A 24,292-nucleotide genomic window follows, 5' to 3' on the forward strand; every position below is an offset into this window, starting at 1 on the left:
AGCATCCGACGGTACGGGCGGAAAGAGGTGGCGGGGTGGCGAACATCCTGATCCTGGGCGGCACGGACGAGGCCAGGAGGCTGGCCGCCGCGCTGGCCGGGCGCGACGGCACGCACGTGGTGTCGTCGCTGGCGGGCCGGGTGCGCGATCCGCGGCTGCCGGTGGGCGAGGTGCACGAGGGCGGCTTCGGCGGCCCCGGCGGGCTCGCGACCTGGCTGGTGGAGCGGGGGATCGGCACGGTGGTGGACGCCACGCACCCGTTCGCGGCCCGGATGACCGCCTCGGCGGTCGAGGCGACGGCCCGGACCGGCCTGCCACTGCTGATCCTGCGCCGGCCGGGCTGGCAGGCCGGGCCCGGTGACGACTGGCGCCGGGTGCCGTCGCTGGAGGCCGCCGCCGCGCTGCTGCCCTCGCTGGGGAAGCGGGTCTTCCTGACGACCGGCCGCAGGAGCCTGCCGGTCTTCGCCGGCCTCGACGACCACTGGTTCCTGGCCCGGTCGGTGGACCCGCCCGAGCCGCCGATGCCGCGCCGCACGGAGGTGCTGCTCAGCCGGGGGCCGTTCACCGTGGAGGGGGAGACGGCCCTGATGCGCACCCACCGGACAGAGGTGCTGGTGACCAAGGACAGCGGCGGTGAGATGACCACGGCGAAGCTGAGGGCCGCCCGCGAGCTCGGCCTGCCGGTCGTGGTCGTGGACCGCCCGCCCGCGCCCGCCGGGGTGCCCGCGGTGGGGGACGTGCCGGCCGCGCTCGCCTGGCTGGAGGGCGCGGCCGTTCCCGGCGGGAGAGGTCATGCCGGGTAGCGCCGGGGGGTGAAGACCACCCGGCCGCCGTCCCGTTCGGTGACCCGGGTGGTGGAGGAGCCCACCAGCAGGAGGCAGCGCATGTCGACCGCGTCCGGGTCCAGGTCGCCGAGGGTGGTGACGGTCACGCTCTCGGCGGCGCCGCCGACGTCACGGCCGATGACCACGGGCGTGTGCGGCGCGCGGTGCTCCAGCAGCAGGTCGCGGGCCGCGGCCACCTGCCAGGTGCGGCTCCGGGAGGCCGGATTGTAGATCGCCAGGACGAGGTCGGCCCGCGCGGCGGCGCTGATCCGCCCGGCGACCACCTCCCACGGTTTGAGCAGGTCCGACAGCGACAGCACGCAGTAGTCGTGGCCCAGGGGAGCCCCGGCCCTGCTGGCCACCGCGTGCGCCGCGGTCAGGCCGGGCAGCACCCGGACCGGCACGCCGGTGAACCTCGGCTCGCAGGCCACCTCCAGCACCGCGCTGGCCATCGCGAAGACCCCGGGGTCGCCCGAGGAGACCACCGCCACCCGGGACCCGGCCGCGGCCAGCTCCAGCGCGTGCGCGGCCCGCTCGGCCTCCACCCGGTTGTCGGTGGGGTGGCGGCGCTGGCGCGGGTTGGGCGGGACGCGGTCGAGGTAGGGGCCGTACCCGACGAGCTCGTCGACGGCGGCCAGTGCCTCCTGCGCCTCGGGGGTCAGCCAGGGCCGTCCGGCCGGGCCGAGCCCGACCACCACCACCTCGCCGCGCGCCCGGCCCACGTCCGACACCGGCACCGCGTCCGACACCGGCACCGCGTCCGCGGACGGGGACGGGGACGGGGACGGGGACGCGGACGGGGACGGGGACGGGATCGGGGACGCGGTGACGGCCCCGGGGGAGGGAACGGGAACGGGAGGGGCCGCGTTGACCGGGCTGGGGATCAGCGCCAGCGAGAAGTACGGGACGCCGTCCGGGTCGACCTCGGCCAGCGGGGCGATGCGCTGCTGCCCGGTGGTGGCGCGCTCGACGTACCACGCCTCGTCCAGGCGCCCCGCCTCGGCGAGGGCGTCGCGGACCTTGGTGAAGGTACGGCCGAGCTTCAGCACCGCGGCCGAGTCGGTGGCCGCGAGACGCTCGGCGAGCACGTCGGCCGGGAGCGTCCCGGGCAGCACGGTCAGCACCTCGTCGCGCTCGACCAGCGGGCGCCCCAGCACGGCCGAGGCACCGCTCACCGAGGTCACGCCCGGCACGACCTCGGTGGTGTAGCGGTGCGACAGGCGCTTGTGCATGTGCATGTACGAGCCGTAGAAGAGCGGGTCGCCCTCGCACAGCACCACCACGTCGCGACCGGCGTCCAGGTGGGCCGCGAGGCGCTCGGCGCAGTCGGCGTAGAAGTCGTCGATCGCCCCCTGGTAGCCACCCGGATGGTCGGTGGTCTCGGTGGTGAGCGGGTAGATGAGGGGTTCCTCGATCCGGCCCTCGCGCAGGTAGGGGGCGGCCACCGAACGGGCGATGCTCCGGCCGTGGCGGGCGCTGTGGAAGGCGATCACGGCCGCCTCACCGATCAGGCGGGCGGCCTTGACGGTCACCAGCTCGGGGTCGCCCGGCCCCAGTCCCACTCCCCACAGCCGTCCGGTCGCGCGTACGGTCACGTCGTCGCTCACTCTTCCTCGCTCGCGATCGCGTTGACCGCGGCGGCGGTCATCGCGCTTCCACCCCGGCGTCCGCTCACGACGAGGTACTCCAGGTTCGCCGGATGCTCGGCGAGGGCCTGCTTGGACTCGGCGGCGCCGATGAAGCCGACCGGGACGCCGAGGACGGCGGCCGGGCGCCCGGCACCCTGCTCGACCATCTCCAGCAGCCGGAACAGCGCGGTGGGCGCGTTGCCGATCGCGACCACGGAGCCCTGGAGCCGGTCGCGCCAGAGCTCCAGGGCGGCGGCGCTGCGGGTGGTGCCCAGCTCCGCGGCGAGCTCCGGCACCCGGGGGTCGCCGAGCGTGCAGATCACCTCGTTGCCGGCGGGCAGGCGGCGCCGGGTCACCCCGGAGGCGACCATCATGGCGTCGCAGAGCACCGGCGCGCCCGCGCGGAGCGCCTCGCGGGCCGACGACACCACCCCGGCCGACCAGCGCAGGTCGTCCACCAGGTCGACCATCCCGCAGGCGTGGATCATGCGGACCGCCACCCGGGCGACGTCCGCGGGCAGCGCGTCCAGGTCGGCCTCGGCGCGGATGGTGGCGAAGGAGCGGCGGTAGATCTCCGCGCCGTCGCGGACGTAGTCGATCACAGTTCCCCTCTGGCGGCCGTCACCACGGCCGCGGTCTCCTCGATGCCCGAGCAGGTCAGGCCGGTGCCGTCCAGCTCCAGGCGGTAGCCGTGGCCGGTGGCGACCACGTCGGCGACCCGCCCCTTCGGGCGGCCGCAGCGTCTGGCGCACCCCGCCCAGTGCACGGGGAGCGTATCGGTGCGGGACGCGTCCCGGGCGGGCGGGGCCAGGGCGACGACGGCGGTCGCGTCGGCCCGCACGTCGGCCAGGGACTTGGCGCAGCCGGGACGTCCGGCGCAGGCCGTGACGCCGATCCACGGCGAGCCGGGGTCGACGACCAGGCCGGCGGCCCGCAGCCGGCCGGCCGCGTCCGCGGCCTCGGCGCGGGTCAGGCCGGGCAGGACCGCGCCTCTCCAGGGGGTCAGGCGGATCTCCCCGCCGGTGGCGACGTCGGCCAGCACCTCGGCCTGGGCGGAGGTCAGCCGTCCCAGGGGAACCGCCACCCCGAGCGCGACCCGCGCGGGGCCGCTCCGGGCGGTGCCGGGGGGTGCGGCGGTGCCGATGAGCCCCACCGGCCCGAGCGCCACGGGCCGCGGCCGTACCGGCTCGGAGGGGGGCGCCTGGACGGTGCGATCCGCGGTGGGGTCCGCGGGGAGGGCGGCCGATACGCGGGCGGTGACCAGGGCGGGCCCGTCGGGGAGCTCGGAGATCCGCCAGGCGGTGACGTCCCGGGCGGCCAGCTCGTCGAGGAACGCCTCGGCGGCGGCGAGCAGGGCGGTCACGGCCTGGTCCGTCCCGACGCACAGGCCGGTGTCGGTCCCGGCGAGGAGCAGCGCGAACCGGTCCGGCCCGACGGCCAGGACCGCCGCGTCGGCGCCGAGCCCGGCCACGTCGCCGCGCCCGTCGTCGAGGGCGAACATGAACCGGCCGGGCAGGGCGGCCAGCGCGGGCCGGGCGCACAGTCGCCGGTCCAGCTCGCCGATCAGCGGGGTGACGTCGGCGACCCCGCCGCCGGGACCGTCCAGGCCGGTCAGCGGGGAGGCGAGGATGTTGCGGACCCGCTCGTGGGTGGCCGAGGGCAGCAGTCCCGCCCGCGCCATCCGCGCGGCGAACCCGTCGTCCGGGGCGGTGGGGTCGTCGTCGTGGGCGAGACCGCGTACCTGCACGTTGGCCCGGGAGGTGAGCTCGACGGCGCCGTCACCGTGAAGGCGCGCCGCCGTGGCGAGTTCGCGCAGCCGGGCGGGGGTGAGCCGGCCCCCGGGCACGCGGACGCGGGCCAGGCCGCCGTCGGCGGCGGCGTGGACCTGAAGCGCTCCGGGACATGCGTCAGGCCGTGATCGTCCATGAAAGTCGGCAATGTCCACTCACGGGATGCTAGTGCCAGTTTCTTGCGGGGAGCCGGACTGCCGTAGTGTCATCGGTGGCGATGGCGTTGGGAGGAAGCCGGTGTGATTCCGGCGCGGTCCCGCCACTGTGACCGGGGAGCGAACCTCAACCGGGCCACTGCCCGGCGACGGGCGGGAAGGCCGGGGCGAGCACCGATCCGGGAGCCAGGAGACTCCAGCCGTCGCGGCCGACGACGACCCGGGGCGAGGACCCCGAGGGAGGATGCTCCGTGCGCTTTCCGCCGTTCCCCCACCGCAGTGCGACCCCGCCGATGGAGTGTGGCGCGTGATCCTGCTGCTCTCGACCTCTGACACCGACCTGCTGAGCGCCCGCGCGAGCGGCGCCGACTACCGCCTGGGAAACCCCGCCCGCCTGGGCGTCGCCGACCTGCCACCGCTGCTGGAGGGCGCCGAGGTGGTCGTGGTACGGCTGCTCGGCGGGCGCCGCGCCTGGGAGGGGGGGCTGGACGCCCTGCTCGCCGGTCCCCGTCCCGTCGTCGTGCTCGGCGGCGAGCAGGCGCCGGACGCCGAGCTGATGGAGCTGTCCACCGTGCCCGGAGGGGTGTGCGCCGAGACGCACGCCTACCTCGCGCACGGCGGCCCGGCCAACCTGACCGAGCTGTACCGCTTCCTGTCCGACACGCTGTTGCTCACCGGGCACGGGTTCGCCGCGCCCGCCCCCACCCCGACCTGGGGGACGCTGGAGCGCGAGGCGCGCGACCAGGACGGGCCGGTCGTCGGGGTGCTGTACTACCGCGCCCACCACGTGGCCGGCAACACCGCCTTCGTCGAGGCGCTCTGCTCGGCGATCGAGGACGCCGGAGGGCGGGCGCTGCCGCTGTACTGCGCGTCCCTGCGCACGGCCGAGCCGGGCCTGCTGGAGGCGCTGCGCACGGTGGACGCCCTGGTGGTGACGGTCCTGGCCGCGGGCGGCACCCGCCCGGCGACCGCGTCGGCCGGCGGGGACGACGAGGCGTGGGACGTCGGCGCGCTGGCCGAGCTGGACGTGCCGATCCTGCAGGGCCTGTGTCTGACGAGCAGCCGCGCCTCCTGGGAGGAGAACGACGACGGCCTGTCCCCGCTGGACGCCGCCACCCAGGTCGCCATCCCCGAGTTCGACGGGCGCATCATCACGGTGCCGTTCTCCTTCAAGGAGATCGACGAGGACGGGCTGACCGTCTACGTGGCCGACCCCGAACGCGCCTCGCGGGTGGCGGGCATCGCGGTGCGCCACGCCGCGCTGCGGCACGTGCCGCCCGCCGAGCGACGGCTGGTGCTGATGCTGTCGGCCTACCCCACCAAGCACGCCCGCATCGGCAACGCCGTCGGCCTGGACACCCCCGCCAGCCTGGTGCGCCTGCTGGCGGTGATGCGCGAGCGCGGCTACGACATCGGCGCCGAGGGCGAGCTGCCCGGGGTGACCGAGCAGGACGGTGACGCGCTCATCCACGCGCTGATCGCCGCGGGCGGTCAGGACCGGGACTGGCTCACCGAGGAACAGCTCGCCGGCAACCCGGTGCGCATCGCGGCGACCCGCTACGCCGAGTGGTACGCCACGCTGCCCGCGGACCTGCGGGAGGGGATGGAGCGGCACTGGGGACCTCCCCCCGGGGAGCTGTTCGTGGACAGGTCGGCCGACCCGGAGGGCGAGATCGTGCTGGCCGCGCTGCGCGCCGGCAACGTGGTGGTGATGGTGCAGCCGCCGCGCGGCTTCGGGGAGAACCCCATCGCCATCTACCACGACCCCGACCTGCCGCCCAGCCACCACTACCTGGCCGCCTACCGCTGGCTGGCCGACGGCTTCGGCGCCCACGCCGTGGTCCACGTGGGCAAGCACGGCAACCTGGAGTGGCTGCCCGGCAAGTCCGCGGGCCTGTCGGCCTCCTGCGGGCCGGACGCCGCGCTCGGCGACCTGCCGCTCGTCTACCCGTTCCTGGTCAACGACCCCGGCGAGGGCACCCAGGCCAAGCGGCGCGCGCACGCCACCCTGGTCGACCACCTGGTGCCGCCGATGGCCCGCGCCGACAGCTACGGCGACATGGCCCGGCTGGAGCAGCTCCTCGACGAGCACGCCTCCATCGCGGCGATGGACCCGGCCAAGCTGCCCGCGATCCGCGCCCAGATCTGGACGCTGATCCAGGCCGCCCGGCTGGACCACGACCTCGGCGTCGCCGACCGGCCGCACGACGCCGAGTTCGACGACTTCCTGCTGCACATCGACGGCTGGCTGTGCGAGGTCAAGGACGTCCAGATCCGCGACGGCCTGCACGTGCTGGGCGCCGCCCCCGAGGGCGCGGCGCGCGTGGACCTGGTGCTGGCCATGCTGCGCGCCCGGCAGATGTGGGCCGGCGGCCAGGCGCTCGTCGGCCTGCGCGAGGCCCTCGGCCTGGCCGAGGACGGCAGCGCGGCGCGGATCGGCGTCGACGAGGCCGAGACCCTGGCCCGCGCCCTGGTCGAGGGCATGGAGGAACGCGGCTGGGAGGTGTCCGCCGCCGCCGAGGTGACCGCCGCGGTCCTGCGCCCGGCGACGGACCTTCCCGGCCCTGCCGGCCTCCCCGGCCCCGCCGGTCCCACCGGCGCGGACGGTACGGCGGGTGCGGCCGGTGTCTCCGGGACGGACGGCGCCCGCGCCGCCGACCCACGGACGGTGGAGGAGATCCTGCGGTTCGCCGCGCTGGAGGTCGTGCCGAGGCTGGCGCGTACCACCGACGAGATCGACGCGATCCTGCACGCCCTCGACGGCGGCTACGTCCCCGCCGGGCCGAGCGGGTCACCGCTGCGCGGGCTGATCAACGTGCTGCCCACCGGCCGCAACTTCTACTCGGTCGACCCCAAGGCCGTGCCGAGCAGGCTGGCCTGGGAGACCGGGCAGGCGATGGCCGACTCCCTGCTGGAGCGCTACCGCGCCGACACCGGCGACTGGCCGCGCTCGGTGGGGCTGTCGGTCTGGGGCACCAGCGCCATGCGCACCGCCGGGGACGACGTGGCCGAGGTGCTGGCGCTGCTGGGCGTGCGGCCGGTCTGGGACGAGGCCTCGCGCCGCGTCACCGGCCTGGAGCCGATCCCGGCCGTCGAGCTGGGCCGGCCCCGGGTGGACGTCACGGTCAGGATCAGCGGGTTCTTCCGCGACGCCTTCCCGCACGTGGTGGCCATGCTGGACGACGCGGTACGGCTGGCGGCCGGACTGGAGGAGCCCGAGGAGCTCAACTACGTGCGCGCGCACGTGCTCGCCGACCACGCCGTGCACGGCGACGAGCGCAGGGCCACCATGCGCATCTTCGGCTCGCGTCCCGGCGCCTACGGGGCCGGGCTGCTGCCGCTGATCGACAGCCGCAACTGGCGCGACGACGCCGACCTCGCCGAGGTGTACGCGGTCTGGGGCGGTTTCGCCTACGGCCGGGACGTGGACGGGGTGCCGGCCAGGCAGGACATGGAGACCGCCTACCGCAGGATCGCGGTGGCGGCCAAGAACGTCGACACCCGCGAGCACGACATCGCCGACTCCGACGACTACTTCCAGTACCACGGCGGCATGATCGCCACGGTCCGGGCGCTCACCGGCAAGGCCCCGGCCGCCTACATCGGCGACAGCACCAGGCCCGAGGCCGTCCGCACCCGCACCCTGTCGGAGGAGACCTCCAGGATCTTCCGCGCCAGGGTGGTCAACCCGCGCTGGCTGGCCGCCATGCGCAGGCACGGGTACAAGGGCGCCTTCGAGCTGGCCGCGACCGTCGACTACCTGTTCGGCTACGACGCCACCACCGGCGTCGTCGCCGACTGGATGTACGACAAGCTGGCCGCCACCTACGTGCTGGACCCGGAGAACCAGGAGTTCATGGCCCGGTCCAACCCCTGGGCGCTGCACGGGATCGCCGAGCGGCTGCTGGAGGCCGCGAACCGGGGCATGTGGGAACACCCCGACCCGGACGTCCTGCGCGACCTGCAGGAGATCTACCTCAAGTCCGAGGGGGACCTGGAGGACGGCGCCTGATCCGGTCCCGCCGGGTCGTTCCCGTGGAGCGGCCCGGCGGTGACGGACCGGTCAGTTGTTCTCGGAGCGGCCCAGCCGCCAGTAGCCCATGAACGCCACCGAGGAGCGGTCGATCCCGACCTCCTGGACCAGGTGCCGGCGCAGCAGCTTGACCACCGCGGCCTCACCGGCCAGCCAGGCGTACAGGCCCTCACCCGGCGAGGACTCCGGCACCTCCCAGAGGATCTCCGCGTCCACGTCGACGTCCTCCAGGCCGCCGGTGGCGGGTCCGGCCGGCGCGGCGGCCGGCGGGACGAGCGTCCGCAGGACCTCGTGGACGGCGGGGACGAGCAGGTCGCCGTGGCGGGCCCCCTCGCGCGGCAGCCAGACGACCCGCACGCCCGGCGGGAGGTCGAGCGGGAGCTCGTCGGCGGCCTCGGGGACCTCGAGCAGCGCCGTGGCCGGTACCGCGCCGGAGAGCGACTCGACGATCGAGGTGATGGCGGGCACGGCCGTCTCGTCCCCGGCCAGCAGCAGGTGCGTGGCACCGGCCGGCTGCGCCCACTCCTGGCCACCGGTGGGGCCGGGGTGGGCGGCGTTGGGGCCGACCACCAGGACCCGGTCGCCGGGCGCGGCACGGGTCGCCCAGCGCGAGGCCGGGCCGCTCTCGCCGTGCAGGACGAAGTCGACGTCCAGCTCCCGCAGGTGCGGCCGTACCGCGCGCGCGGTGTAGGTGCGGATCGGGTTGCGCAGCTCGTCGGGCAGCGCCCTCCAGCGGCGGTACCAGTCGGCGTCGTCGCCCAGGGGGGTGATCCCGCCGTCCGGCAGCGGGAGGATCACCTTGATCCGCTGGTCGAAGCCGTGGTCGGCGAAGCCCGCCAGGTCCTCGCCGCCGAAGGTGATCCGCAGGAAGCTCGGGCTGAGCCGCGCGACGCGCACGACCCTCACATCGTGGCAGCGGTAGGCCGGGACCTCCGCCGCGCGCTCAAGGGTCTGCTCGCTGCCCGCTGTCATCGTGCCGCCTTCGCCGAGGGATGTCGTCCCCAGCAACTTAGCTTTGCCTAACCTTAATTATCAACTTCTCGGCTGTCTTGAATGTCGCGATTGTCACGCCGCGCGCCGCGCCTCCGGTGCCGTCCGGGCACGCTCCACCTCGCGCGGATCCTCCGCGAGCGGGGCCGTCACCGTCCCCGCGGGCGCCGGTACCGGCGCGGGCATCGGCCTCCGCGCCGATTCCTGCGCCGGCTCCGGTGCCGGTCTGCGCGCCGGTTCCAGTGCCGGTCTGCGTGCCGCGACGGGGGTCCCGGGCCGGTACGGGTCGTGGGCCCAGCCGGGCCTGGTCACCCGGACCGCCTCGTACAGGTGCGCCGGCACGGCCGGCCCCCCGGACCGGTCCGGGGACGGCGTCCGTCGCGCCAGGGACGCCCGCTCGTGCGAGCCGGTCCCGCCGGCAGAGGTCCTTTCGTGCGAGCCGGTCCCGCGGGCCGGGGTCCGCTCGTGCGGGCCCGCCGCCTCGATCGGCGCGTCCGCGGCCCTCCGCCGCCCGTCCCTCCTGCGGTGCCGTCCCGCCGAGACCCGCGGACGCCGCCTGGACAGCACGAACGTCATGCCCAGGACGAGGGTCAGCAGCCCGGCGATCACGGCCGTCTCGACCGGGACGGGGGAGGCTCCGGGCACCTCGGTCAGGACGACCGCCTCCCGGACGAGCTGCGGGCGGACCTCGATGCGATCCGCGACCTGCCCGGGAGCGCCGTCGTCGCCGGGCACGGCACCGGCCAGGTGCTCCTTGACCTTACGCGGCAGGCCGTAACCGACGACCTTGTCCTGGTCGCGCTTCTTGCGCTTGAGCCAGACCCGGTCGACGTTGCCCTCGATCGTGTGGATCGTTCCACCCTCGACCCGCTCCACCACGCCGACGTGGTCGATCCCCCCGATGTCCTTGCCACCCGACCAGTCGAAGAAGACCAGCGCCCCCGGCTCGGGCGTACGCGACCAGGCGCCGTTCGTCTCGAACCAGCGCCCGTGCGAGGGGGTCCAGGCGAACTGCCCGACGTACTGCTGCACGCCCGCCTTCTCCGCGGCCCAGGCGATGAACATCCCGCACCAGGGGGCCGTCCTGTACTGCGGGTCCTTGACCACGTTGACCGAGTACCACTCGCCGAACTTGCTCTGCCGGCCGGGTCCCTCCCGGTACCCGATCTCGGTCTTGATGGTCCTGAGCAGATCGTCACCGATCGGATCCATGGCCGTGAGCCACCCCGTCCATCTCCTCCGCCCTGCCGCGAAGGAGGGGCGCCGTCCGACAAAGACGGACTTTATTCGGAGAAAAAAGACCAAGTGAGGCTATTGGCGTAAAAAACCGGGCTGGACGGCCGTCGGATACCGGATCCGAAGAAACAGGTGAAACGCGGCTCCTCACCCTTTACCATCTTGGGCCGGACCTGCCACGTCCCGGTGGTCGAATACCATGTGACGGCACGTGCGCGGTGTGCGCGGGTGCCGGTGCCGTGGCCCCTCCCGGCCCGGCTGGACGCGGACGCGAAGGCGGAACGGGATTCCATGTTCGACGACAAGACGCAGGAGACCCTGCGCCGTCTGCTGGATCTTGCCGAGCATCCCTCGACCCCGCAGGCCGAGCGCGCCCTGGCCGTGGCACGGGTACGTGCCCTGATCATGGTTCCGGAGGGCGACGCCCGCAGGGCACCGGTCACCCCGGCGATGGAGGCCGGGATCCTCAGAAGGGTCAGGCCGCTCGCCCACCGGGTCGAGGAGGACCTGGTGGAGGAGGTGCACGGTGACCTGTACGCCTTCAGCACCCGCTACCGGGTGATCGGCGAGCTCGCCGAGGAGATCGCCCTGCTGCTCGAACGCTGGAGCGCCACGGTCCCGCAGAAGCGGCACCGGCACGAGGAGGCCGTCAGGACCGCCGCCGCCAGGCTCGTCTACCTGCTGGAGCGGCGCGACCTGTTCCGCAAGCCCAGGTGGGGCAACCGCCCCAGGGCCAGGTAGCCATCCCGGGGATCACCGCGCCCCGCGGCCGTCCAAGAGACCCGCCGGCCCCCGCCGACCCCCCGACGACCCGGCGATTCCCGTCCGGGAGCCGCCGGACGCGAAAGGCCGAAGGGCGCGAGGGCCGGGATGGTGGCCGTGACCCAGGGAGACCTTCCGTCCGGGCGAGACGACCCTGCCTCGCGCGGGACCGGCCATTCGTCCCGGGGCCACGGCGCATGGACCGGCGGGTCCCGGTGGCCGGCGGGAAGGGGGGAGCCGGTCACCGTGAGACGATGTGGGACCCGCCAGAGCTCTCCGTCGTGCACTGGGGGCGCGGTTCCGCCGTCCGGCCGAGCGCGCTAGTCGTGACGGTAGACAGCCGCCCGCGGCGCCTTCAACGATGTTGCACGATGTTGCGCGGAACCCGCCGCCGTGTCACACGCGGCCGGGGCGGCGGCGCGGACACCGAAGGACGCGAGGGGACGGGCACGGTGTTCCCCGCCGGCCGGTCGATATGCTGGGGACCGCCCTCGCCGGGCGAGGTCCGCCGGTCCGTGGACCCTCCGCCGGTGATCGTGAACGAGCCGGCCCGCCGGGTGTCCCCTGCCACGTCGGCAGGGGGCGGTACGGGAGGGGGAGAGCATGTCCGAGCCGCCCGCCCGTCACCCCACCGGAACCTCCGGTCCGGCCGTCCCCGCCTCCGGTCCGGCCGTGTCCACCGGCCGTGACGTCGATCCCGCCGCTCCCGGCCAGGGTGCCGGGCCGGGCCGGGTCCCGTGGGCGACGCTGGGGGTGATCGCGGCCGGTGGGGCGGCCGGTGCGCTGGCCCGTCACGGGCTCGTCCTCGCCTTCCCGCACCCGCCGGACGGTTTTCCCTGGGCGACGTTCGCGATCAACGTGTCCGGGTGCCTGCTCATCGGCCTGCTGATGGTGTTCGTCACCGAGGCGCGGGGCGTCCACCCGCTTCTCCGCCCGTTCCTGGGGGTGGGGGTGCTGGGCGGCTTCACCACCTTCTCCGCCTACGTGATCGACATCGGGCGGCTGGTGGCCGCGGGTGCCCCGCAGGTCGCGCTCGGGTACCTGTTCGGCACGGTGACGGCGGCACTCGCGGCGACCTGGACCGGCATCGCGCTGGGCCGTCTCATCCTCCGCGCCGGTCCCGGTCCCGGTTCCGGCGAAAGCGACGGCGACAACGACGGTGACGGCGGCGGCGATGACGGCGCGGCGGGCGAGCGGTGAGCGTGCTGCTGGTCGCGCTGGGCGCCGCCCTGGGCGCCCCGCTGCGCTATCTCGTCGACCGGGCGCTCCAGGCCAGGTACGGCGCGAGGTTCCCGTGGGGGACCTTCGCCGTCAACGTGTCCGGGTCGGCGCTGCTGGGGTTCCTGATCGCGCTTCCGGCCGGGGATGCGACGACGGCCCTGGCCGGGACCGGGTTCTGCGGAGCGCTGACCACCTACTCCACCTTCGGCTACGAGACGGTGCGCCTGGCCGGGTCCGGTGCCCGCCTGGCGGCGCTCCTCAACGTCGCCGGGAGCATCGCCACCGGGCTGGGGGCGGCCTGGTGCGGCATGCTGGCCGCCCTGGCACTGGCCTCCTGACGCCCCTCCGCGGAAGGACGTCCCCTCCTGACGAGGGTCCGGGCCGCGAGGGCCGGTCGGGGCACGGTGACCGGCCGGTGCCGCGAACCCGTGACCGGTGGTGCGGACCCTCGGCCGTGCCGGGGGCCGCGCACTACCTGCCGGTGGGCTCGCCGATGTCGTCGGCCTCGCTCTCCGGCGCGGGATCGTCACCGGCGCCCAGCTCCTTGCGCAACCGGTCAAGATCCATGTCGTGGCTGCTGTACTTCAGCTCGCGAGCAACCTTCGTCTGCTTCGCCTTGGCTCGGCCCCGTCCCATTGGCTGTACTCCCTCGCGCAGGCCGTGCTCGGCCTCTCGTCACTGTCGCATCGCCGGCTGGCGTGCTCTGACGCCGCAGGTCAGCCCGCGGTAGCCGCACCAAGTATCCCGCTTCCCGGCTGATCCGTCATCGGTCGGGATCAAATCGGTCGCGGGTCCTGTTGGAAAACGGCCGTCGCCATCATAGCCAACGTCATTATGATTTGAAGAATTAAGCAATTTGACACATGATGAGGACCGGTGTATCGGTAAACCGGTCAGTACGGGGCGGTCCGACCAGGGGGGTGGGGCATGAGCGAGTTCGAGGCCGAGCTACGAGCGCGCATCGCCGATGTCGACGGCGAGCTGGAGCTCATGCGCCAGGCCTTCGACGATCACTCGGTCGAGGTGCTGTCCGGGCGGCTGGAGAACCTGCTGCGCATCGCCGAGCGGCACGGCGTCGACGTCCGCCACGCGGGCGGCGGGCCCGGCGGCGGAGCGGTGTGACATGCCGGTGCCGCTGCACCAGGCCAAGGCCGAGCTCTTCCGCACCCTCGGTCATCCCGTACGGGTGCGGGTGCTGGAGCTGCTGCAGGACGGCCCCCTGCCGGTGCGGGACCTGCTGAGCGCCATCGGCGTCGAGGCCTCCAACCTCTCCCAGCAGCTGGCGGTGCTCCGCCGCGCGGGGATCGTGACCGCCACCCGGGAGGGCGCCACCGTCGTGTACGCCCTGTCCACCCCGGACGTGGCCGACCTGATGTTCGCGGCGCGGTCGATCCTGACCGAGCTGCTGGCCGGGCAGGGAGAGCTGCTCGCCGAACTGCGCGCCGAGGCGCGCGGCTAGCCTCACGCGTCCCGCGGCACCACCGGTACCTCACCGGAGCAGGCGCCGACGGCACGTCACCGGAGCACGGCGCCGGTACGTCACCGGACCACGGGTCCGTGGAACGCGGCGGAACACAGGGGACCGGCGGATCACCAGTGCGCCGGATGGACGAGCGAGGCCGGGAGCCTGGTCGAGGCGTCGCCCTTGGCCGCGTCCAGCTGGGACTGGATCAGGAAGATCGTCCCGGTGAGATCGGCGCCCCGCAGGTCGGCGCCCCGCAGGTCGGCCCCGATGAGGTCGGCCCCCCTCAGGTCCGCTCCCCGCAGGTCGGCGCCGATGAGCTGGGTGCCCCGCAGGCTGGCCCCCCGCAGGTCGGCGCCCTTGAGCCTGGCCCCGATGAGGACGGCGCCGCGGTGGTCCTTCCTGCGCCGGCCGGCCCCGGCCCGCGCGAGCTCGCTCGCGCGCAGCAGCAGGGCGTTGACCTTCCGCCGGTGCGCCTCCACGTTCAGCGCGGCGAGGGCCTCGGGCTCGTCCCGGGTGAGCCGCTCGGTCTCCTCCAGCGCGGCGCCGAGCTCGTCGCGGAGCGAGCGGGCCGCAGGAAGGGCCAGCGCCTCGGTCAGGTACCACAGCAGCTCGTGCAGGTCCCGCATGATCGGGAACACCTCGAACATCCGCTTCGCGGTGCCCGGAGCCCGGCGCCAGTCCCGCCCGCCGAAGGTGACCTGCGAGACCTTCTGCCCCGCGCCGAAGCAGTCGTAGACCGTGCAGCCCCGGAAGCCGCTCTCCCGCAGGCGCGTGTGGATGCCGCAGCGGAAGTCCTGCCCCAGGTTGGGGCAGGCGTGCCCGGCCCCCTTGTCGATGGCGAAGTCCGCCGAGGCCGCGAAGGCCGGCACCACGCAGCACAGGCCGAAGCAGTCGGCGCAGTCGGCCCGCAGGTCCTGGCGCTCCCTCACCGGGACGGGGCCCGCGTGCTCACGTTCCTCGGACAACGTGCGACATCCCCCTGCTGAGCGAGTGTGCGGATCGGATCCTGCGGGCCGGGCGTGCCGTTCACCGCGGGACGGGCGTGAACGACGCCTCCACCCCGGCAGCCTATCTCCGCTCCGGCACCGCCCGGCCGGTCAGGGCGGCCTCGGCGTCGTGGCCGTAGAGCCAGGCGCTCTGCCGCAGCGGGTCGCCCGCGGCCAGCGCGGCGTCGCGCTCCACCTGGGCGGGCCCGTCGGGCAGGTGGTTCTGCACCTCGCGCCCGCGGCTCATCAGCTGCACCTGCGAGGCCCGGGGCCTGCGGATCTCCTCGTAGCGGGCCAGTGCCCCGGCCACGGTCCCGGCCGTGGCCTCGCGCAGGCACCCGGCCAGGACCACCGCGTCCTCGACCGCCTGGGCGGCCCCCTGGCCGAAGAAGGGCAGCATCGAGTGGGCGGCGTCGCCGAGCAGGGCCACCCGCCCGGACGTCCAGCGTTCCAGGGGTCCGCGGTCGTACAGGGCCCAGCGCTTGGTCTCGGTGGCCGCGGCGATCAGCCCTCCCAGGCGCGGGTCCCACGTCTCGAACTCGGCGGCCAGGTCCTCCAACCGGCCGTCGGCCGTCCACGACTCGACGCGCCACTCGCCGGCCGGGACGATCGCGACGATGTTGATCAGCTCCCTGTCCCGGATGGGATAGTGCACGAAGTGACGGCCCGGACCCAGCCAGAGCGTCTGCACCCGCCGCAGCGCCAGCTCCGGCGCCCGGCGGGCGTCGACCAGGCAGCGGTAGGCGCACAGGCCGGAGAAGCGCGGCGGCTCCTCCTGGACGACCGCCTGCCGTACGGCCGAGTGGATGCCGTCCGCGCCGATCACCGCGTCCGCGGCCACCGTCGTGCTCCGCCCGCCGGAGCCGGTCAGGACCAGCTCGACCCCGTCGCCGTCCTGCCGCAGCCCGGTCAGCCGCCGGTCGGTCCTGACCGTCTCGTCCGGCAGCGCGTCCCGCAGCATGTCCAGCAGGTCGGCCCGGTGCGCGACGTAGCAGTCGGTGCCGTACAGCCGGCGGCACTCCTCGCCCATCCGCTGGCAGGACAGCACCCGGCCGTCCTGCCAGCGCCTGAACTCCCAGGCGGTCTCCAGTGCGACGGCGAAGGAGGCCAGCCGCTCGCCGAGCCCGGCCCGCACCAGCGGCCGGGCCATGTTGGGGCCCACCACGATCCCGGCCCCGACCTCGCGCAGCTCGGCGGCCTGCTCGTACACGACGGCCTCGACACCGGCCTGCCTCAGCAGCAGCGCGGTGGTCAGCCCGCCCAGACCTCCGCCGACGATGGCGATCCTCACTCGGGGGTTCCTTCCTCGAAGGGCGTCCGCGCCGCGCCGCGGTGCTCCTCCACGAGGTGCCTCATCAGGAGGTCCTCGCCGAAGTCGCCCGTGGGGTCGCGCCACACGCTGTGGGCGTGGTTGGCCTCGTCCTCGGTGTTGTCGAACTCGATCAGCGTGACCGGGCCCTGGATCCGGTAGTAGTGCCCGAGGCCGTGGTCGTCGGCGCCGGCCCAGGCGAAGTGCAGCCCGTCGTCGCCCGCGGCGCGTATCCGGTCCATCTCGGCGGCGACCTGGCCGGGCCTGGCCCGCTGCAGGTAGCACTCCAGCAGCTCGTCCAGGGCGCGCCGCTGCGGTGAGGTCAGCTCGGCGGCACCGACCCCGCGCGGGTGGGACCTGATGTAACGCAGGGCCTGCCGGTCGGCCTCGGTGATCATCGCGTCCCTGCGCCCGACCCCGTGCAGGTCGGGCAGCTCCACCTCGCCGATCCGCGGCACCGTACGGGTGACGAAGTCCGCCGGCGGCACCGGATGGATGATCGCCTTCGCCCGCCGCGCGTCGTCCAGCGAGCGCAGCAGCGCGAACCCCAGGTCCTCCTCCTCGCCCAGCACCCGGTACGGGCCGAAGCGCGCCGGTTCGGAGCCCAGCAGGAACGGGGTGACCGACAGGTGGTCCTGGTTGACGACGGTGAAGTTCACCGACAGGTGGTGGCCGACCAGGCGCCACCCCCACACCGAGTCGGGATTGGGCTGGCCGAAGAAGGTCAGGAAGTACATGCCCGGGTTGCGGAACTCCCTGGCCACGTGCCCGAACCGCTCCAGGTTCAGCTCGCGCAGCACGTGCTCCAGCGAGATCACCTGCACCACCTGCGCGTACGCCCGTTCCGAGCAGCACTGGGCGATCAGGCGGTGCGCCAGGATGCCCTGGTCGAAGGTCAGGTCCCGCAGCGGCAGCCCGGCGCGCCCCGAGGCGGGCAGGAAGTTCCAGTTCGACCGGTCGGCGTCGGTGAAGGGCAGCAGCGCCCGGGAGCGCTGCTCGCCGTCCAGGGCGTCGAACAGGGCCATCGCCGCGAAGGTGATCAGCGTGACGTTGAAGTCGCCGGGCCGCTCCTCCAGCCCGGAACGCGGCACCCGGCCCTGGTCGCGGTCACGGTCGTGGCCCCGGTCGTGGTGGTGGACGCCCGGACGGCCGGCCTTTCCGGACCCGTGCCCCGGCAGGCCCGGTCCCCGACCTGATTCCGGTCCCGGACCTGATTCCGGTCCCGGACCTGATTCCGGTCCCGGACCTGATTCCGGTCCCGGACCTGATTCCGGTCCCGGACCCGATTCCGGTCCCGGACCCGTGACTGACCCCGGACCCGGCTCCGGACCCGGCGAGGAGGAATGCGCGTGATCCGCCTGCGGCATCGTTCAGTCCTCCGGCCAGGCCACGATCGGGTTGCGCACCGCGCCCAGCCGGTCGATCTCCACCTCGACCACGTCACCGGGCCGCAGGAACCACACCGGGGTCCTGGCGTGACCCACCCCGGCGGGGGTGCCGGTCGCCACCACGTCCCCGGGACGCAGCGTCATGGTCCGGCTCAGGTGCGCCAGCACCCGCCCCACCGAGAAGATCATGTCCTTGGTGTCGCCGTCCTGGACGACCTCGCCGTTGACCCGGGTGACCAGGCGCAGCCCGTCCGCGGGGTCGCCCACCTCGTCGGCGGTCACGATCGGCCCGATGGGCCCGCTGTGGTCGGAGTTCTTGCCGAGCGTCCACTGGGCGGTCAGCCGCTGCGCCCGCCGGGCGCTCAGGTCGTTGAAGGTGGCGTAGCCGAACACCCCCGCGAGCGCGGTCTCCTCGTCCGCGCACCGCAGGCTCGTCCCGACCACCGCGGCCAGCTCGACCTCCCAGTCCAGGCCGGCCTCGTCCGGCGGCACCGGCACCGGTGTCCCGTCCACCGCGAGCGACGCCGTCCAGCGGCCGAAGATCGCAGGGGTCTCCGGGATCGGGAACCCGCCCTCGGCGGCGTGCGCCCGGTAGTTCAGCCCGACGCACACCACCCGCGCCGCGTCCGGCACGGCCGGGGCCGCCTCCAGCTCGCCCAGCGCGAGCTCACCGGCGACACCGCCTACACCGCCTACACTGTCGGCGAGCTCGCGCGCCCGTGCGCTCCAGCCGGGCAGGTCCTCGTAGAACTCGCCCACCTCGGCCAGCGGTGCCACCCGGTCACCGCCGGTCAGCACCCCGACCCGGACCCGGCGGCCGTCCCGGAACCCGACGAACCTCATCGCTCACTCCCGACGTTCCCGCGATGGGGCCCACCGCGCCTCGAATCATCACGGCGTCATCAGATCATTCGCCGGATCATCCGGAGATCTTCCTATATCGCCCTCCATAACGGTAGGGGGGTGATCCTGACCGGTGATCCGGACGAGGCGGCGTCCCGGGAGCGGGAGCCGGGTGGTCACGACCGCCCGGCGCGGCCCCGGCACGCCCGGAGGGTCCCGTGCCCACCGAGTTCCCCGGGGTTTTACGCCGGGTTCCGGTTCGAACGCCTCAGGGGAGGAACTGTCGGGGTATGGATGAACTTCAAAGGATCGATGCGTACTGGCGGGCGGCCAATTACCTGTCCGTGGGACAGATCTATCTGCTGGACAACCCGTTGCCGGCCGAGCCGCTCAGGCCCGAGCACATCAAGCCGCGCCTGCTGGGGCACTGGGGGACGACGCCGGGGCTGAACTTCTGTTTCGCGCACCTGAACCGGATCATCGCCGAACGCGACCAGGACATGATCTACATCGCGGGTCCGGGGCACGGTGGTCCGGCGGCGGTGGCGCACGCCTGGCTGGAGGGCTCCTACACCGAGCGCTACCCGGCGATCTCCCGCGACGCCGAGGGGATGCGGCGGCTGTTCCGGCAGTTCTCCTTCCCCGGCGGCATCCCCAGCCATGTGGCGCCGGAGACGCCCGGTTCGATCCACGAGGGCGGCGAGCTGGGGTACGCGCTGGCGCACGCCTACGGGGCGGCGTTCGACAACCCCGGCCTGGTGGTGGCGTGCGTCATCGGCGACGGTGAGGCCGAGACCGGTCCGCTGGCGGCGAGCTGGCATTCCAACAAGTTCCTCGATCCGACCAGGGACGGGGTGGTGCTGCCGATCCTGCACCTGAACGGCTACAAGATCGCCAACCCGACGGTGCTGGCCCGTATCCCCGAGGACGAGCTGGTCAAGCTCATGGAGGGCTACGGCCACCGCCCGCACATCGTCTCCGGCGACGATCCGCAGGTCATGCACCCGCTGATGGCCCGCACCCTGGACACCGTGTTCGAGCAGATCGCCGACTACCGGGCCGGGCGCGCCGACCGGCTGCCGATGATCATCCTGCGGACCCCCAAGGGGTGGACCGGCCCCAAGGAGGTGGACGGGGTGCGGGTGGAGGGCACCTGGCGCTCGCACCAGGTGCCGCTGGCCGGGATGCGCGACAACCCCGAGCACCTGGCGATGCTGGAGGAGTGGATGCGCTCCTACCGCCCCGAGGAACTCTTCGACGGCGAAGGCCGCCCGGTGGCCGAGGTGCTGGCGACGGTGCCGGCGGGGACGCGGCGGATGAGCGCCAGCCCGCACGCCAACGGCGGGGAGCTGCTGCGGCCGCTGGTGCTGCCCGACTTCCGCGCCTACGCGGTCGAGACCAAGTCCCCGGCCGCGCACTCCAGCGAGCCGACCCGGGTGCTGGGCGCGTTCCTGCGCGACGTCATCGCCGCCAACCCCGAGACCTTCCGCCTGATGGGCCCCGACGAGACCGCCTCCAACCGGCTGTCGGCGGTGTTCGAGGCCACCGACCGCGCCTGGAACGCCGAGCTCCTGGACGGCGACGATCATCTGGGCGCGGGCGGGCGCGTGATGGAGGTGCTGAGCGAGCACCTGTGCCAGGGCTGGCTGGAGGGCTACCTGCTGACCGGCCGCCACGGCCTGTTCAACTGCTACGAGGCGTTCATCCACATCATCGACGCCATGTTCAACCAGCACGCCAAGTGGCTGGAGTCCTCCCGCAAGATCCCCTGGCGGCGTCCGGTGGCCTCCCTGAACTACCTGCTGTCCTCCCACGTCTGGCGCCAGGACCACAACGGCTTCTCCCACCAGGATCCGGGCTTCCTGGACGTGGTGATGAACAAGAAGGCCGAGGTGGTGCGCGTCTACCTGCCGCCGGACGCCAACACGCTGCTGTCGACGGCCGATCACTGCCTTCGCTCGCGCGATTACGTCAACGTGGTCGTGGCGGGCAAGCAGCCGATCCTGGACCTGTTCACCATGGACGAGGCGATCGCGCACTGCACCCGCGGCCTGGGCATCGTCCCGTGGGCGGGCAACGACGCCGGCACCGAACCCGACGTGGTCATGGCCTGCGCGGGCGACGTGCCCACCCTGGAGACGCTGGCCGCGGCCGCGCTGCTGCGCGAGCACCTGCCCGAGCTGAAGGTCCGGGTGGTCAACGTGGTGGACCTGATGCGGCTGCAGCCGCCCGGCGAGCACCCGCACGGCATGTCCGACGCCGAGTTCGACACGCTGTTCACCCCCGACAAGCCGGTCATCTTCAACTTCCACGGCTACCCCTGGCTGATCCACCGCCTGACCTACCGCCGTACCGGGCACGCCAACATCCACGTGCGCGGCTACAAGGAGGAGGGCACCACCACCACGCCGTTCGACATGGCCATGCTCAACGACATCGACCGCTTCCACCTGGTGATCGACGTCATCGACCGGGTGCCCGGCCTGGCCGAGCGGGCGGCGTACCTGCGCCAGCACATGGTCGACTCCCGGCTCGCGGCCCGCGCGCACACCCGCGCGTTCGGCGAGGACCCCGCAGAGATCCGCGACTGGACCTGGCCGTACTGATCCCGGCCGTACCGACCCCGGCCGCGCCGCCGCCCGGCCGGGCCGCGAAGGGGTCGTTTGACCTCCGCGCACGGGGTAGGAGGTCGTTGCCGCAGCTCAGGGGATGGAGTTAGGACGAACATGACGAAATTCGGATATTTTCTGTCGAGTGAAGAGCACGGCCCGGCCGAGCTCGTACGGCAGGCCAAGCTCGCCGAGCGGGCGGGTTTCGAGGGACTGTGGATCTCCGACCACTTCCATCCCTGGCTGGACGTGCAGGGGCAGAGCCCCTTCGTCTGGACGGTGATCGGCGCGGTGGCCCAGGCGACCTCGCTGCCGATCACCACGGCCGTCACCTGCCCGCTGGTCCGCACCCACCCGGCGATCATCGCCCACGCCGCCGCGACCACCGCGGCGCTGACCGGCGGGCGGTTCACGCTGGGGGTGGGTACCGGTGAGGCGCTCAACGAGCACATCCTCGACTCGCGCTGGCCCCCGGCCGCGGAGCGGCTGGAGATGCTCGAGGAGGCCGTCGAGCTCATGCGGGACCTGTGGAGCGGCCGCCTGGTCACCCACCGGGGCACCCACTACCGGGTCGACACCGCGCGGCTGTACACCCTGCCCGACGAGCCGCCGCCGGTGTACATGTCCGCGTTCGGGGAGAAGGCGGTGACGCTGGCCGGGAAGATCGCCGACGGCTTCATCTGCACCTCTCCCAGCGCCGAGCTGGTGGACAAGTTCCACAAGGCCGGTGGCGCGGGCAAGCCCTCGCAGGCCGGCACGAAGGTCTGCTACGGCCCCGACGAGGCCGAGGCCCGCAAGACCGTGCACAGGCTGTGGCCGACCCAGGGCATCCAGGGCGAGGCGTCGCAGCTCCTGCCGCTGCCCCGCCACTTCGAGGAGCTCGCCGAGATGGTGAGCGAGGACGAGGTCGGCTCGCCCTGCGGTCCCGACCCCGAGGTCCACATCAAGGCGATCCAGGAGTACGTGGACGCCGGATTCGACGAGGTCTACATCAGCCAGATCGGCCAGGACCAGGACGCCTTCTTCGACTTCTACGCCGAGAAGGTCCTGCCCCGGCTCCGCTGACCGACAGGCCCGCCCGGTCCCGCCGGGCGGGCCCGCCCCCCGCCGCGCCCCGCGGCAGGTCGAACAGGAGGAACACCCGGACACCTCTCCGGGGCCGTACGCCCCGGAACTCCACACGGAGGTACGCGATGAAGGCCCTCACCTGGCACGGCAAGCGCGACGTGCGCGTCGACGAGGTCCCCGATCCAGTGATCAAGGAACCGAACGACGCGATCATCAAGGTCACCACCACCGCGATCTGCGGTTCGGACCTGCACCTGTACGAGGTGCTGGGGCCGTTCCTGGGGGAGGGCGACATCCTGGGCCACGAGGCCATGGGCGTGGTGCAGGAGGTCGGCCCGGACGTCACCGGCCTCGTGCCGGGGGACCGGGTCGTCATCCCGTTCAACATCTCCTGCGGCCACTGCCACATGTGCGGCATGCAGCTGTACGCCCAGTGCGAGACCACCCAGGTCCGCGACCAGGGCATGGGCGCGGCCCTGTTCGGCTACACCAGGCTGTACGGCGAGGTGCCGGGCGGGCAGGCCGAGTACCTGCGCGTCCCGCAGGCGCAGTTCGGCCCGATCAAGGTCCCCGAGGGGCCGCCGGACGAGCGGTTCGTCTACCTGTCCGACGTGCTCCCCACCTCCTGGCAGGCGGTGGCCTACGCCGACGTGCCCGAGGGCGGGAGCGTCACGGTCTTCGGCCTCGGGCCGATCGGGCAGATGTGCTGCCGCATCGCCAAGCACCTCGGCTACCGGGTCATCGGCGTCGACGGCGTCCAGGAGCGGCTGGCCATGGCCCGCAGGCACGGGATCGAGGTCCTCGACGCCGCGGTGACCGGCGGGATCCCCCAGGCGGTCAGGGACATGACCGGCGGGCGGGGCACCGACTCGGTGATCGACGCGGTCGGCATGGAGGCGCACGGCTCCCCGGTGGCCAAGTTCGCCCACGCCGTCACCGGCCTGCTGCCGGACGCGCTGGCCGCCCCGCTGATGACCAGCGCGGGCGTCGACCGGCTCGCCGCGCTCAACCAGGCGATCGACACGGTACGCCGGGGCGGCACGGTCTCGATCAGCGGCGTCTACGGCGGCATGGCCGACCCGATGCCGATGCTGAGGATGTTCGACAAGGGCATCACGATCCGGATGGGCCAGGCCCACGTCAAGCGCTGGATCGACGACCTGATGCCGCTGGTGACCGACGACGCCGACCCGCTCGGTGTCATGGACCTGGCCACCCACCGCCTTCCGCTGGACCAGGCCCCGCACGGTTACGAGATCTTCCAGAAGAAACGGGACGGGGCCGTCAAGGTCCTGCTCAACCCCTGACCCACGCAACAGACGACGAGAGGACGGCAATGGACGCGATCGTGCTGCTGAAGGACGACCACAAGACGGTGGAGAAGCTGTTCAAGGAGTTCGAGAAGGCGGGCGAGCAGGCGTACAAGACGAAGCAGGAGATCGTCGCGAAGATCGTCGAGGAGCTCACCACGCACGCCTACATCGAGGAGCAGATCTTCTACCCGGCCGCGCGCGAGGGCGCCCCGGACACCTCCGACCACATCCTGGAGAGCGTGGAGGAGCACCACGTGGTGGTCTGGATGCTCTCGGAGCTGACCCGCCTCGACCCCAAGGACGAGCGCTTCGACGCCAAGGTCAGCGTGCTGATGGAGAACGTCCGTCACCACGTCGAGGAGGAGGAAGAGGAGTGGTTCCCGCAGGTGCGTGAGGCCATGGGACGCAAGAGGCTCCAGGAGCTGGGCGAGCAGATGGCCAAGGCCAAGGCCGACGCGCCGCGTGACCCGCTCGCGCTGAGCAGCGCGAAGGCGTAACGCCTCCGTCCGGACCCTGCGGTCCCGGCGCGGCCGGGTGGCCAGCACGGCCCGCACGGTCCGGACGGCGGGTGAGCCGGGCGGGCCCGCGAAGGCTCGGACCGCGGACGGACGGGCCCCGGCCCCCCCCTGTGGGGCAGGGGTCCTCTAGATTCCCGAACATTCCTGCCTCTGA

Annotated in this window: 20 protein-coding genes, 1 pseudogene and 1 riboswitch; of the genes and pseudogenes, 11 read left to right on the forward strand and 10 right to left on the reverse strand. The window is 73.5% G+C overall.

Going from position 1 to position 24,292, the window contains the following annotated elements:
• Positions 1 to 35 precede the first annotated feature (35 nt).
• Positions 36 to 803, forward strand: coding sequence for a cobalt-precorrin-6A reductase (locus ACZ6RT_RS19025; protein ID WP_470155030.1), 768 nt, complete (start codon positions 36 to 38; stop codon positions 801 to 803).
• Here ACZ6RT_RS19025 and ACZ6RT_RS19030 read toward each other — a convergent pair.
• From ACZ6RT_RS19030 to cobG, 3 genes are read right to left on the reverse strand one after another with little or no spacing between them, the layout of a single operon-like run.
• The gene (locus tag ACZ6RT_RS19030) at positions 791 to 2,431 is read right to left on the reverse strand and encodes a precorrin-2 C(20)-methyltransferase (RefSeq protein ID WP_470155032.1); all 1,641 of its coding nucleotides are present in this window, start codon (positions 2,429 to 2,431) and stop codon (positions 791 to 793) included. The two genes, ACZ6RT_RS19025 and ACZ6RT_RS19030, sit on opposite strands and share 13 nt — an antisense overlap.
• Positions 2,428 to 3,054 (reverse strand): precorrin-8X methylmutase, encoded by a 627-nt coding sequence (locus ACZ6RT_RS19035; protein WP_399195524.1) that lies wholly within the window; start codon positions 3,052 to 3,054, stop codon positions 2,428 to 2,430. The genes ACZ6RT_RS19030 and ACZ6RT_RS19035 overlap by 4 nt, the downstream gene beginning before the upstream one ends.
• A complete protein-coding gene (gene cobG, locus ACZ6RT_RS19040) occupies positions 3,051 to 4,397 on the reverse strand; it encodes a precorrin-3B synthase (protein WP_470155033.1) in 1,347 nt (448 codons plus the stop codon). Before cobG ends, ACZ6RT_RS19035 begins: the two co-directional genes overlap by 4 nt.
• Positions 4,398 to 4,443: 46 nt before the next feature.
• A riboswitch (cobalamin riboswitch) is annotated at positions 4,444 to 4,616 on the forward strand.
• Between the two features lie 88 nt (positions 4,617 to 4,704).
• Here cobG and cobN point away from each other — a divergent pair.
• The gene (cobN, locus tag ACZ6RT_RS19045; RefSeq protein ID WP_470155035.1) at positions 4,705 to 8,409 is read left to right on the forward strand and encodes a cobaltochelatase subunit CobN; all 3,705 of its coding nucleotides are present in this window, start codon (positions 4,705 to 4,707) and stop codon (positions 8,407 to 8,409) included.
• Between the two features lie 51 nt (positions 8,410 to 8,460).
• Here cobN and ACZ6RT_RS19050 read toward each other — a convergent pair whose 3' ends face one another.
• Positions 8,461 to 9,402, reverse strand: a complete 942-nt coding sequence (locus ACZ6RT_RS19050) for a siderophore-interacting protein (RefSeq protein WP_399195518.1) — start codon at positions 9,400 to 9,402, stop codon at positions 8,461 to 8,463.
• Positions 9,403 to 9,495: 93 nt separating this feature from the next.
• Positions 9,496 to 10,632 carry a CHAP domain-containing protein gene (locus ACZ6RT_RS19055; RefSeq protein ID WP_470155037.1) on the reverse strand — a complete coding sequence of 379 codons (1,137 nt, stop codon included), beginning with the start codon at positions 10,630 to 10,632 and terminating at the stop codon, positions 9,496 to 9,498.
• 315 nt (positions 10,633 to 10,947) lie between these two features.
• Between ACZ6RT_RS19055 and ACZ6RT_RS19060 the strand changes: the two genes are divergently transcribed.
• The 3 genes from ACZ6RT_RS19060 to crcB all read left to right on the forward strand — a co-directional run bounded on the left by ACZ6RT_RS19060 (position 10,948) and on the right by crcB (position 12,977).
• Positions 10,948 to 11,397, forward strand: a complete 450-nt coding sequence (locus tag ACZ6RT_RS19060) for a hypothetical protein (protein WP_399195514.1) — start codon at positions 10,948 to 10,950, stop codon at positions 11,395 to 11,397.
• Between the two features lie 624 nt (positions 11,398 to 12,021).
• Complete coding sequence (locus tag ACZ6RT_RS19065; RefSeq protein WP_470155039.1) at positions 12,022 to 12,618, forward strand: fluoride efflux transporter FluC; 597 nt, start codon at positions 12,022 to 12,024, stop codon at positions 12,616 to 12,618.
• A complete protein-coding gene (gene crcB, locus ACZ6RT_RS19070) occupies positions 12,615 to 12,977 on the forward strand; it encodes a fluoride efflux transporter CrcB (protein ID WP_470155041.1) in 363 nt (120 codons plus the stop codon). The genes ACZ6RT_RS19065 and crcB overlap by 4 nt, the downstream gene beginning before the upstream one ends.
• A gap of 145 nt (positions 12,978 to 13,122) precedes the next feature.
• On the opposite strand, the pseudogene ACZ6RT_RS19075 reads toward crcB, so the two are convergent.
• A pseudogene (locus tag ACZ6RT_RS19075) lies at positions 13,123 to 13,275 on the reverse strand (DUF3073 domain-containing protein); the annotation flags it as partial.
• A 291-nt stretch (positions 13,276 to 13,566) separates the two neighbouring features.
• Between ACZ6RT_RS19075 and ACZ6RT_RS19080 the strand changes: the two are divergent.
• The gene (locus tag ACZ6RT_RS19080) at positions 13,567 to 13,761 is read left to right on the forward strand and encodes a hypothetical protein (RefSeq protein ID WP_470155043.1); all 195 of its coding nucleotides are present in this window, start codon (positions 13,567 to 13,569) and stop codon (positions 13,759 to 13,761) included.
• A gap of 1 nt (position 13,762) precedes the next feature.
• Positions 13,763 to 14,098, forward strand: coding sequence for an ArsR/SmtB family transcription factor (locus tag ACZ6RT_RS19085; protein WP_344907491.1), 336 nt, complete (start codon positions 13,763 to 13,765; stop codon positions 14,096 to 14,098).
• Between the two features lie 131 nt (positions 14,099 to 14,229).
• Here ACZ6RT_RS19085 and ACZ6RT_RS19090 read toward each other — a convergent pair whose 3' ends face one another.
• The 4 genes from ACZ6RT_RS19090 to ACZ6RT_RS19105 form a co-directional block, all read right to left on the reverse strand.
• The gene (locus ACZ6RT_RS19090; RefSeq protein ID WP_470155045.1) at positions 14,230 to 15,069 is read right to left on the reverse strand and encodes a pentapeptide repeat-containing protein; all 840 of its coding nucleotides are present in this window, start codon (positions 15,067 to 15,069) and stop codon (positions 14,230 to 14,232) included.
• Between the two features lie 103 nt (positions 15,070 to 15,172).
• Positions 15,173 to 16,381: an FAD-dependent monooxygenase gene (locus ACZ6RT_RS19095; RefSeq protein WP_470155047.1), complete on the reverse strand. Its 1,209-nt coding sequence runs from the start codon at positions 16,379 to 16,381 to the stop codon at positions 15,173 to 15,175.
• On the reverse strand, positions 16,378 to 17,490 hold the full coding sequence (locus tag ACZ6RT_RS19100) for a DUF3500 domain-containing protein (protein ID WP_470155048.1): 1,113 nt from the start codon (positions 17,488 to 17,490) through the stop codon (positions 16,378 to 16,380). The genes ACZ6RT_RS19095 and ACZ6RT_RS19100 overlap by 4 nt, the downstream gene beginning before the upstream one ends.
• A 279-nt stretch (positions 17,491 to 17,769) precedes the next feature.
• Complete coding sequence (locus tag ACZ6RT_RS19105; protein WP_470155050.1) at positions 17,770 to 18,630, reverse strand: fumarylacetoacetate hydrolase family protein; 861 nt, start codon at positions 18,628 to 18,630, stop codon at positions 17,770 to 17,772.
• A gap of 290 nt (positions 18,631 to 18,920) precedes the next feature.
• Here ACZ6RT_RS19105 and ACZ6RT_RS19110 point away from each other — a divergent pair, with 290 nt between their 5' ends.
• From ACZ6RT_RS19110 to ACZ6RT_RS19125, 4 genes are all read left to right on the forward strand, one after another.
• Entirely contained in the window at positions 18,921 to 21,236 is a 2,316-nt protein-coding gene (locus ACZ6RT_RS19110) for a phosphoketolase family protein (protein ID WP_470155052.1), read from the forward strand.
• Positions 21,237 to 21,356: 120 nt separating this feature from the next.
• Positions 21,357 to 22,304: a TIGR03557 family F420-dependent LLM class oxidoreductase gene (locus tag ACZ6RT_RS19115; RefSeq protein ID WP_399195494.1), complete on the forward strand. Its 948-nt coding sequence runs from the start codon at positions 21,357 to 21,359 to the stop codon at positions 22,302 to 22,304.
• Between the two features lie 128 nt (positions 22,305 to 22,432).
• Positions 22,433 to 23,614, forward strand: coding sequence for a zinc-dependent alcohol dehydrogenase (locus tag ACZ6RT_RS19120; protein ID WP_399195491.1), 1,182 nt, complete (start codon positions 22,433 to 22,435; stop codon positions 23,612 to 23,614).
• Positions 23,615 to 23,643: 29 nt separating this feature from the next.
• Positions 23,644 to 24,117: a hemerythrin domain-containing protein gene (locus tag ACZ6RT_RS19125; protein ID WP_344907467.1), complete on the forward strand. Its 474-nt coding sequence runs from the start codon at positions 23,644 to 23,646 to the stop codon at positions 24,115 to 24,117.
• Positions 24,118 to 24,292 lie beyond the last annotated feature (175 nt).

It is taken from the genome of Streptosporangium sp. NPDC050148 (assembly GCF_055586505.1).

Coding starts and splice junctions, on each gene's coding strand:
- ACZ6RT_RS19120 (WP_399195491.1), top strand. CDS start 22,433: ATGAAGGCCCTCACCTGGCACGGCAAGCGCGACGTGCGCGTCGACGAG.
- ACZ6RT_RS19080 (WP_470155043.1), top strand. CDS start 13,567: ATGAGCGAGTTCGAGGCCGAGCTACGAGCGCGCATCGCCGATGTCGAC.
- ACZ6RT_RS19065 (WP_470155039.1), top strand. CDS start 12,022: ATGTCCGAGCCGCCCGCCCGTCACCCCACCGGAACCTCCGGTCCGGCC.
- ACZ6RT_RS19060 (WP_399195514.1), top strand. CDS start 10,948: ATGTTCGACGACAAGACGCAGGAGACCCTGCGCCGTCTGCTGGATCTT.
- ACZ6RT_RS19115 (WP_399195494.1), top strand. CDS start 21,357: ATGACGAAATTCGGATATTTTCTGTCGAGTGAAGAGCACGGCCCGGCC.
- ACZ6RT_RS19055 (WP_470155037.1), bottom strand. CDS start 10,632: ATGGATCCGATCGGTGACGATCTGCTCAGGACCATCAAGACCGAGATC.
- ACZ6RT_RS19105 (WP_470155050.1), bottom strand. CDS start 18,630: ATGAGGTTCGTCGGGTTCCGGGACGGCCGCCGGGTCCGGGTCGGGGTG.
- ACZ6RT_RS19110 (WP_470155052.1), top strand. CDS start 18,921: ATGGATGAACTTCAAAGGATCGATGCGTACTGGCGGGCGGCCAATTAC.
- ACZ6RT_RS19050 (WP_399195518.1), bottom strand. CDS start 9,402: ATGACAGCGGGCAGCGAGCAGACCCTTGAGCGCGCGGCGGAGGTCCCG.
- ACZ6RT_RS19085 (WP_344907491.1), top strand. CDS start 13,763: ATGCCGGTGCCGCTGCACCAGGCCAAGGCCGAGCTCTTCCGCACCCTC.
- ACZ6RT_RS19125 (WP_344907467.1), top strand. CDS start 23,644: ATGGACGCGATCGTGCTGCTGAAGGACGACCACAAGACGGTGGAGAAG.